The 6,868-nt window shown below is 67.5% G+C and carries 5 protein-coding genes and 1 pseudogene; all 6 read left to right on the top strand.

What is annotated here, in order from left to right; translation table 11 throughout:
* Window positions 1–1,058: pseudogene (locus VJS90_RS05825) on the top strand (serine/threonine protein kinase); the annotation flags it as partial.
* Entirely contained in the window at window positions 1,058–1,774 is a 717-nt protein-coding gene (locus VJS90_RS05820) for an ABC transporter ATP-binding protein (RefSeq protein ID WP_324119953.1), read from the top strand. The pseudogene VJS90_RS05825 and the gene VJS90_RS05820, both read left to right, overlap by 1 nt.
* Window positions 1,771–2,976, top strand: a complete 1,206-nt coding sequence (locus VJS90_RS05815) for an FtsX-like permease family protein (RefSeq protein WP_324119951.1) — start codon at window positions 1,771–1,773, stop codon at window positions 2,974–2,976. Before VJS90_RS05820 ends, VJS90_RS05815 begins: the two co-directional genes overlap by 4 nt.
* Window positions 2,969–4,849 (top strand): formylglycine-generating enzyme family protein, encoded by a 1,881-nt coding sequence (locus tag VJS90_RS05810; RefSeq protein WP_324119948.1) that lies wholly within the window; start codon window positions 2,969–2,971, stop codon window positions 4,847–4,849. Before VJS90_RS05815 ends, VJS90_RS05810 begins: the two co-directional genes overlap by 8 nt.
* Before the next feature lie 77 nt (window positions 4,850–4,926).
* Window positions 4,927–5,853 (top strand): type VI secretion system-associated lipoprotein TagQ, encoded by a 927-nt coding sequence (gene tagQ, locus VJS90_RS05805; protein ID WP_324119947.1) that lies wholly within the window; start codon window positions 4,927–4,929, stop codon window positions 5,851–5,853.
* Window positions 5,854–5,930: 77 nt separating this feature from the next.
* Window positions 5,931–6,824 (top strand): NAD synthetase, encoded by an 894-nt coding sequence (locus VJS90_RS05800; protein ID WP_414704897.1) that lies wholly within the window; start codon window positions 5,931–5,933, stop codon window positions 6,822–6,824.
* The last annotated feature ends 44 nt before the right edge of the window (window positions 6,825–6,868 follow it).

The following is a 6,868-nucleotide window of genomic DNA, read 5'->3' as shown; positions in this document are numbered from 1 at the left end:
ACGGCCGCGACCCGGCACGCTTCCTCAAGGCCGCGACGCAGGTCAGGGCCACCTCGGTCTCCAGCCATTCGTTCAACGAGGATGCCTTCGCCGGCGTCATGCAGGCGGTCGAGGGCATGGACTGGAGCGGCTATGGCGGGCGCATCGTGCTGCTGGTCAGCGATGCGGGCGCGCTGCGCAAGAACGACCCCTACAGCAGCACCCACATGAACGAGGCCGAGGTCCGCCAGGCCGCCCTGAGCAAGCAGATCAAGATCTACGCGCTGCACCTGCGCACGCCGGCGGGGCAGAACAATCATGCCAGCGCCGAGCAGCAGTACCGCGTGCTGACCGCCGACAGCAACCCGCGGATCGGCGACCTGTATGTCGCGGTACCTGGCGGCGATGTCGGTGTGTTCGGTGAGCGCGTGCGCGAAATCGGATCGACCTTCGCCGAGCTGGTCCACCAGGTGCGCAACCAGCAGCCGCAGGCCGTGCCGCGGCCAACGTCGGCCTCGAGCCTGGCGGTCAAGTCCCAGGCCATCGGCTATGCCATGCACATGGATTTTCTCGGTCGTCAGAGCGCCAGCCGCGCGCCGCAGCTGGTGAGCGCATGGACCGCCGATCGCGACCTGACCAACCCGGCCCTGCCGGCCCTGCAGGTGTGCGTGATGATGACCAAGCTGCAGCTCAACGACCTGCAGCAGTCGCTCAAGCTGATTGTCGACGCGGCGCGCAAGACCCGCAGTTCGCCGGCGGATTTCTTCAACGAGATCGCCAGCGCCAGTGCCTACATGAGCCGCGATCCGGGGGCACTGAGCAAGGGCGCGAACCTGGCCCGCAGCGGGGTGCTCGGCGAGTACCTCGACGGCCTGCCGTACCGCAGCAAGGCGCTGAGCATGACCCAGGACTTGTGGCTGTCGCTGTCGGTCGCCGAGCAGGAAGATTTCATCGACGAGCTCGAGTCGAAGATCCGCCTCTACGAGACGTTCCACAACGACCTGGCCAACTGGGTGCGCTTCGGCAACGCCGAGCCGGGTGACGCCCTGTACCGTGTCCCCTTGTCGACGCTGCCGTGATGATCAGCCTGCAGGGGGTGCGCAAGACGCGCGGCGAGGGCAGCCAGCGCTACAGCCTCGAGATCGACGGGCTGTGCCTGGACGCGGGCGAGCAGGTCGCCGTGGTCGGGCCGAGCGGCTGCGGCAAGAGCACCTTGCTCGACCTGCTGGCGCTGGTACTGGCGCCCGACACGGCGGCAGGCTTCAGCCTCGACATCGACGGCTGCCGGCAGGACATCGCCGGGCTGTGGCGCGGCCGTCGGCTCGACCGGCTGGCCGCCCTGCGCAGCCGGCACCTGGGCTATGTGCTGCAGGCCGGCGGGCTGTTGGGTTTTCTCGATGTGCGCGGCAACATCCGCCTGCCACGGCAACTGCTGGGGCAGGCGGATGACGGCAGCGTCGAGCGCCTGGCCGAGGCGCTGGATGTTCACCACCAGCTGGGCAAGCGGCCCGGCGCCTTGTCGCTCGGTCAACGCCAGCGGGTCAGCTGCGCGCGTGCCTTGGCGCATGAACCGGCGCTGCTGCTGGCGGACGAACCGACCGCGGCGCTGGACCCGGTCAATGCCGCGCGGGTGATGAGCCTGCTGCTACACCAGGCACAGGCGCGCCGGGTGACCTGCGTGATCGCCACCCATGACGAACAGCTGGCCCGCGGCGCCGGCCTGGGCGTGCTGCGCATGGGCTGCCGGCGCGATGCCGATGGCGGCGTGACGGCCACCCTGGAGCGTGTGTCATGAGGCGCCCACTGCTAATCGCCAGCCTCGCCTGGCAAGACTACCGCAACGATGCACGCCTCTCGGCGTGCAGCGTGCTGGCGCTGGTAGCGGTGATCGCGCCGCTGCTGGTGCTGTTCGGGCTCAAGTTCGGCCTGGTCGGCAGCCTGACCGAGCGGCTGCAGCGTGATCCTGGCGTGCGTGAAATCATTCCTCTGGGCGGTGGGCGCTTCGACGCCACCTTCGTCGCTCGCCTGTCGGCGCGTAACGATGTGGCCTTCGCCATCCCGCGTACCCGGCAGATCGCCGCGACCGCCGAATTGCTGCTGCCGGCAAAGGGGCGTGCGGTGACCGTCGAAATGCTGCCGAGCGCCGCCGGTGATCCGCTGTTGCAAGGCGCACCGCTGCCCGCTGGCCTCCGGCAGGTGGTGCTCAGCGCGACCGCCGCGCAAAAGCTTGGGGTCCAGCCCGGTGAGCAACTGGTGGCAAGCTTCAGTCGCCAGCAGGCGGGCCAGCTGCAATGGCGCCAGACCCGCCTGCAGGTGGTGGCGGTGTTGCCCTTGGCCGCCTTTGAACGCGATGGCCTGTTTGCATCGCTGGCGCTGCTCGAAGCCGCGGAGGATTACCGCGACGGTCGCGCGGTGCCCGCGCTGGACTGGCCTGGCGAGGCCCAGGCGGTGGCGGACCAGCGGGTGTACCCGGCGTTTCGGCTGTATGCCCGTGCGCTTGGCGACGTCGAGCCGCTGCGGCAGTTTTTCGCCGAGCGCAGCGTGCTGGTGTCCACCCAGGCGGCGCAGATTGCCCAGGTGCAGTCCCTGAGCCGCAACCTCGACCTGGTGTTCTGGATCATCACCGCGCTGGCGGTGTCTGGCGCCATCGCGGCCATCGCCGCGGGCGCGGTCGCAGCGGTGGAGCGCAAGCAGCGCGAGCTCTCGGTGCTGCGCCTGCTGGGGCTGGGCACTGGCGCGTTGCTGCTGTTCGTGGTGCTCCAGGCGCTGTTCAGCGGGGTGCTCGGCGCCGCCTTCGCGGCCTTGCTGTATGCCCTGGCCGAGCAAGGCCTGAACCGGCTTTTCATGCAGGTGCCCGGCGAATACGCCAGCCATCTGCTGCCCCTGCACTATTTCATCGCGCTGCTCGCCGTCCTGCTGGCCAGCACCCTTGCGGCCGCCCTGGGCGGCTGGCGGGTGGCGCGGATCGATGCTTGCGAAGGAATCCGTGATGTCTGAATTTCGCCTCGGGGCCGTGGCCCTGATCCTCACCGCCATGGGCCTGGCCGCGTGCTCCCCAGGCGACAGCGATGCCCCGGCCAAGGCGTCGGCCAGCGTGCCGGCCACTGCATCGAACAATGCATCAACCAACGTACCGGACAATGCACCGACCGATGCACCGACCGATGCACTGACCGATGCGCCGACGGCAACGGCCCAGACCCAGGCGGCTCCCGCCGTTTCCACCGACAAGCTGGACAACCCCAAGCCGTTGCCCGGCGATGTCAGCCTGCCATTGCCCTGTGGCGGGGAAATGGTCTTCCGCCATGTCTACGTGCTGGCCCAAGGCAGCCTGGACGACCGCGAGGTCAGCCTGGGCTACCCGTTCAGCGAAGGCGAGGCCGGCTACCGGCAGTCGTTCATTTCCGGCTACCGGCGCGACTTCATCAACGGTCAGTTCAGCCTGGCCGACCTGCCGGCGCAGTGGCAGGAACAGGTCTCGCCCCAGCTGCCCAAGGTCCAGGCCGGCAGCCCGCTCAAGCCGATGATGTATTTCATCGGCAAGTACGAGCTCACCGCGCGCCAGTACGCCCAGGTGATGGCCCAGGCGCAGTCGCTGGCCGGCAGCGAGCAGCCGCCAGCCTGCGAGCCGGTGACAGGCGTTGCCGGGCGCCTGCCCAAGGTGGGGCTGTCGCGCTTCGAGGCCGAGCGTTTCGCCGCGGTGTACAGCGCCTGGTTGATGAAGCACCACCGCGAGCTGCTGCCTGTCAGCGGCCGGGGCAGCAAGACTGAGGACGGTGGCATCGGCTTTGTTCGCCTGCCGACCGAGGTCGAGTGGGAATTCGCCGCGCGCGGCGGCTCCGAAGTCAGCCGCCAGGCGCTGGAAGGTCGGTTGTTCCCGCGCAAGGTCGAGGGCAGCGATAGCGAAGGCCCGCTGGCCGACTGGGCGGTGTTCAACCAGGTTGCCGGCGGCACCGGGCAGGCTGCCCGACTGTTGCCGATCGGCACCCGGCTGCCCAATCCTCTGGGCCTGTTCGACGTGATCGGCAACGCGGCCGAGATGGTCCAGGAGGCCTTCCAGATGGTCCATGCGGGCCGCCGCCAGGGCGCCTATGGCGGCTTCGTGGTCAAGGGTGGGAATTACCTGGAAGGCGAGGGCACCTTGTTTACCGGCATGCGCCGGGAGTATCCGCTGTTTGGCGCCGACGGGACCGAACAGCGTAACGAGACCACCGGCGTGCGCCTGGCCATTGGTGCCCTGTCGGCCCCGCGTTCGCGCTATGCGGAGCTGTTTGATCAGTGGCAGAAGGAAGGCCGCCTGGCGAGCCTGACCGACGACATCAATGATGCCGACGACCCGACCAAACGCCTCGACGGCATCATCTCCGGCACCGCCGATCCTCGTTTGCAGGCCGAGCTGGGCCTGGTCAACGAAGAGCTCAAGCGCAATGTCTCGCTGATCGCCCGGCAGCGCGAGGAAGCCGCCGGCAACCTCATCCAGTCCGCCGCGCTGGTGGCCGAGACCCTCAACAACTACAACATCCGCCTGACCAACCTGCGCGCCACCCAGGCCAAGGCCCAGGCCTCGGGCGACCAGACCAGCGCACGGATGTTCGGCGCCGCCATCGCCAACGGCCGCAGCGCCCTCGACGGCGCGCTGGCGATCTACATCGACAACCTTGCCAGCGGCACGCGCTACACCGATGCGGTGATCCAGGCGCAGTTCCAGCGGGTCAAGGAAGAACTCAATCGCAAGCCGGTCCTGGGCAAAAGCCTGGAGGCCCGCGCCACCCTGTTCGTCCGCCACGTCGGGGAGTACCGCCAGAACCGGCGGGCCGATCCGGCGACGATCCTCAAGGAGCTGCTGGCATCGGCCGCTCCGAGACCGTGAATGCTGTAACCCCAGGAACGGAATCCCGGGTGGCATGACGCTGCCCGGACACGTACAACCCAGAAGAGAAACTGAACATGCGCTTTACTCGAAACTCCCTGTTCACCGCCGCCCAGGCCCGTACCACGCTGCTGATGGCCGCAGGCATGAGCACCGTGCTGCTGGCCGGATGCGCCAGCTCGCCGGTGTCCAAGGTAGGCGCCACCACCAAGGTCGAGTACTACCCAAGCTGCTACGAGCCGGTCCAGCACCTGCGCTCCACCGACTCCGACCTGACCCGTTCGGTGGCGACCGGTGCCCTGCTCGGCGCGGTGGGCGGTGCCCTGACCGGTGCCTTGGTCGACGGTGACAACCGTGGCCGCAACGCTGCCATCGGCGCGGCAGGCGGCGCCCTGGTCGGCGGTGCGGCGGGCTACTACACCGAGCGCCAGAAGCAGATCAGCGACGACAAGCAGCGCATTGCCTCCTACGCCGCCGACATCGACAAGAGCGCGGCCGACATGGACCGCACCACGGCCTACGCCAAGGCGTCGCAGAGCTGCTACCAGCGCGAGTTCACCAACCTGCTCAATGGCCGCAAGGCCAACCGCATCAACGAGACCGAAGGCCGCAAGCGCCTGGCCGAAATCGTTTCGGGTCTGCAGGAATCGAACAAGCTGACCGGTGTCGTCAGCGGTCGTCTGGATGAGAACCTCGACAACTACACCCAGGCCTACGAGCAGGACCTGAAACAGGTCGGCGTGCAGCGTGCCGACGTCACCGTGGTTGCTGAAGCCCAGGCGCCGAAGCAGGCGACCGGTGCCAAGAAAGCCAAGGCCGTCAAGAAGACCAAGCTGCCAGTGGTGCCGAAGGAAGCGGTGGCCACCGAGCAGACCCTGCGCAACGCCACCAGCAAGAAGGCCGAGTTCCAGCAGGTGGCCAAGGCCGGTGAAGCCCAGATCAACGGCATGTGCAACAGCCCGGACATCGGTGACTGGGCGCCGGTGCCTTGCCCGAACGTCTGATGTGAAACCGGGGGGCGCGCGACGCCCCTCGGCTTACACCCCTTCATGTGCAAGGAAGTCGCCCTGTGACAAACCTTCTGTCCAATCCCTTGGCCACCAACGCGCAGGCCGTGGCGCGTCTGCGGGTGGAAGCAAAGATCAATCTGCCGAGGCTGTTTGCGGGTATCGATGCAGACCCCGGCATCGTGGGTGCGGGTGTCGTCTATATCGACGCCGAGTACAACGTGGTGGTGCTGCGCGAGTTCCAGCCTGTCTGCAGTCTCCAGCCCAAGCGGGTGATCCTGCGAGAAGCACCGAAATACATCGCGCCAGCGCAATTCATGTCGCAGCTGCAGACCAACCCGCGCGAGTCGCGCGTGGTGTCGGAGGCGGTGAGCATGACGGCCTCGTGCGCCGGCGCGTTTCTCGGCTGGGTCGTGCTGTTCAGCGGGACGATCGCCGTGCCTTTCTCGGCGGGCGCGAGCCTCGCCCTGACCGCTGTGGGCTACGCGGCGGCCACGGCCAGCACAGGTCAGTGCCTGATCGGCGTCGCCAGGACGTTCAACGAGCTCAACGATCCTGCGGCCAATGACGCCATGGACCAGGAGACCTGGTACCAGGCTGCAACCCCCGTGCTCGATGCGGTCTCACTCCTCGGTGTCGGCGCCTCCGGGCTTTCGACCCTTCGTTTCCTTCAGGTACGCAAGGCGGCCACCGGCACCAACTGGTACCAGCTGATGCGTTCCCTGAGCAGGCAGCAGCGCAAGACACTCACCCGTGAACTCCTGATGCTCAAGCATCCTTCCCTGACCGCCAAGCAGCTGAAGCTGCGACAGGCCGCCGGTGAGCTGGTCAAACGTCATACCCCCACCCAGATCAAGCATGCCACGCAAACGCTGATCAAGGACTCGCTGGGCGCGGCGATCGGGCTTGGCTCAAGTGGGTCCGTGCAGACGATTGCGGTAGGTCTGTACGAGGAATTGACGGAATGAGCCGCTCTCCCGAGTTGCAGGCTTTCCTGAACCGCTATTTCATG

It is taken from the genome of Pseudomonas sp. (assembly GCF_035277045.1).
In the GTDB taxonomy this organism is placed as follows: domain Bacteria; phylum Pseudomonadota; class Gammaproteobacteria; order Pseudomonadales; family Pseudomonadaceae; genus Aquipseudomonas.
The sequence above is the reverse complement of the archived record's forward strand: the minus strand, read 5'-3'. Positions and strand labels throughout refer to the sequence as shown.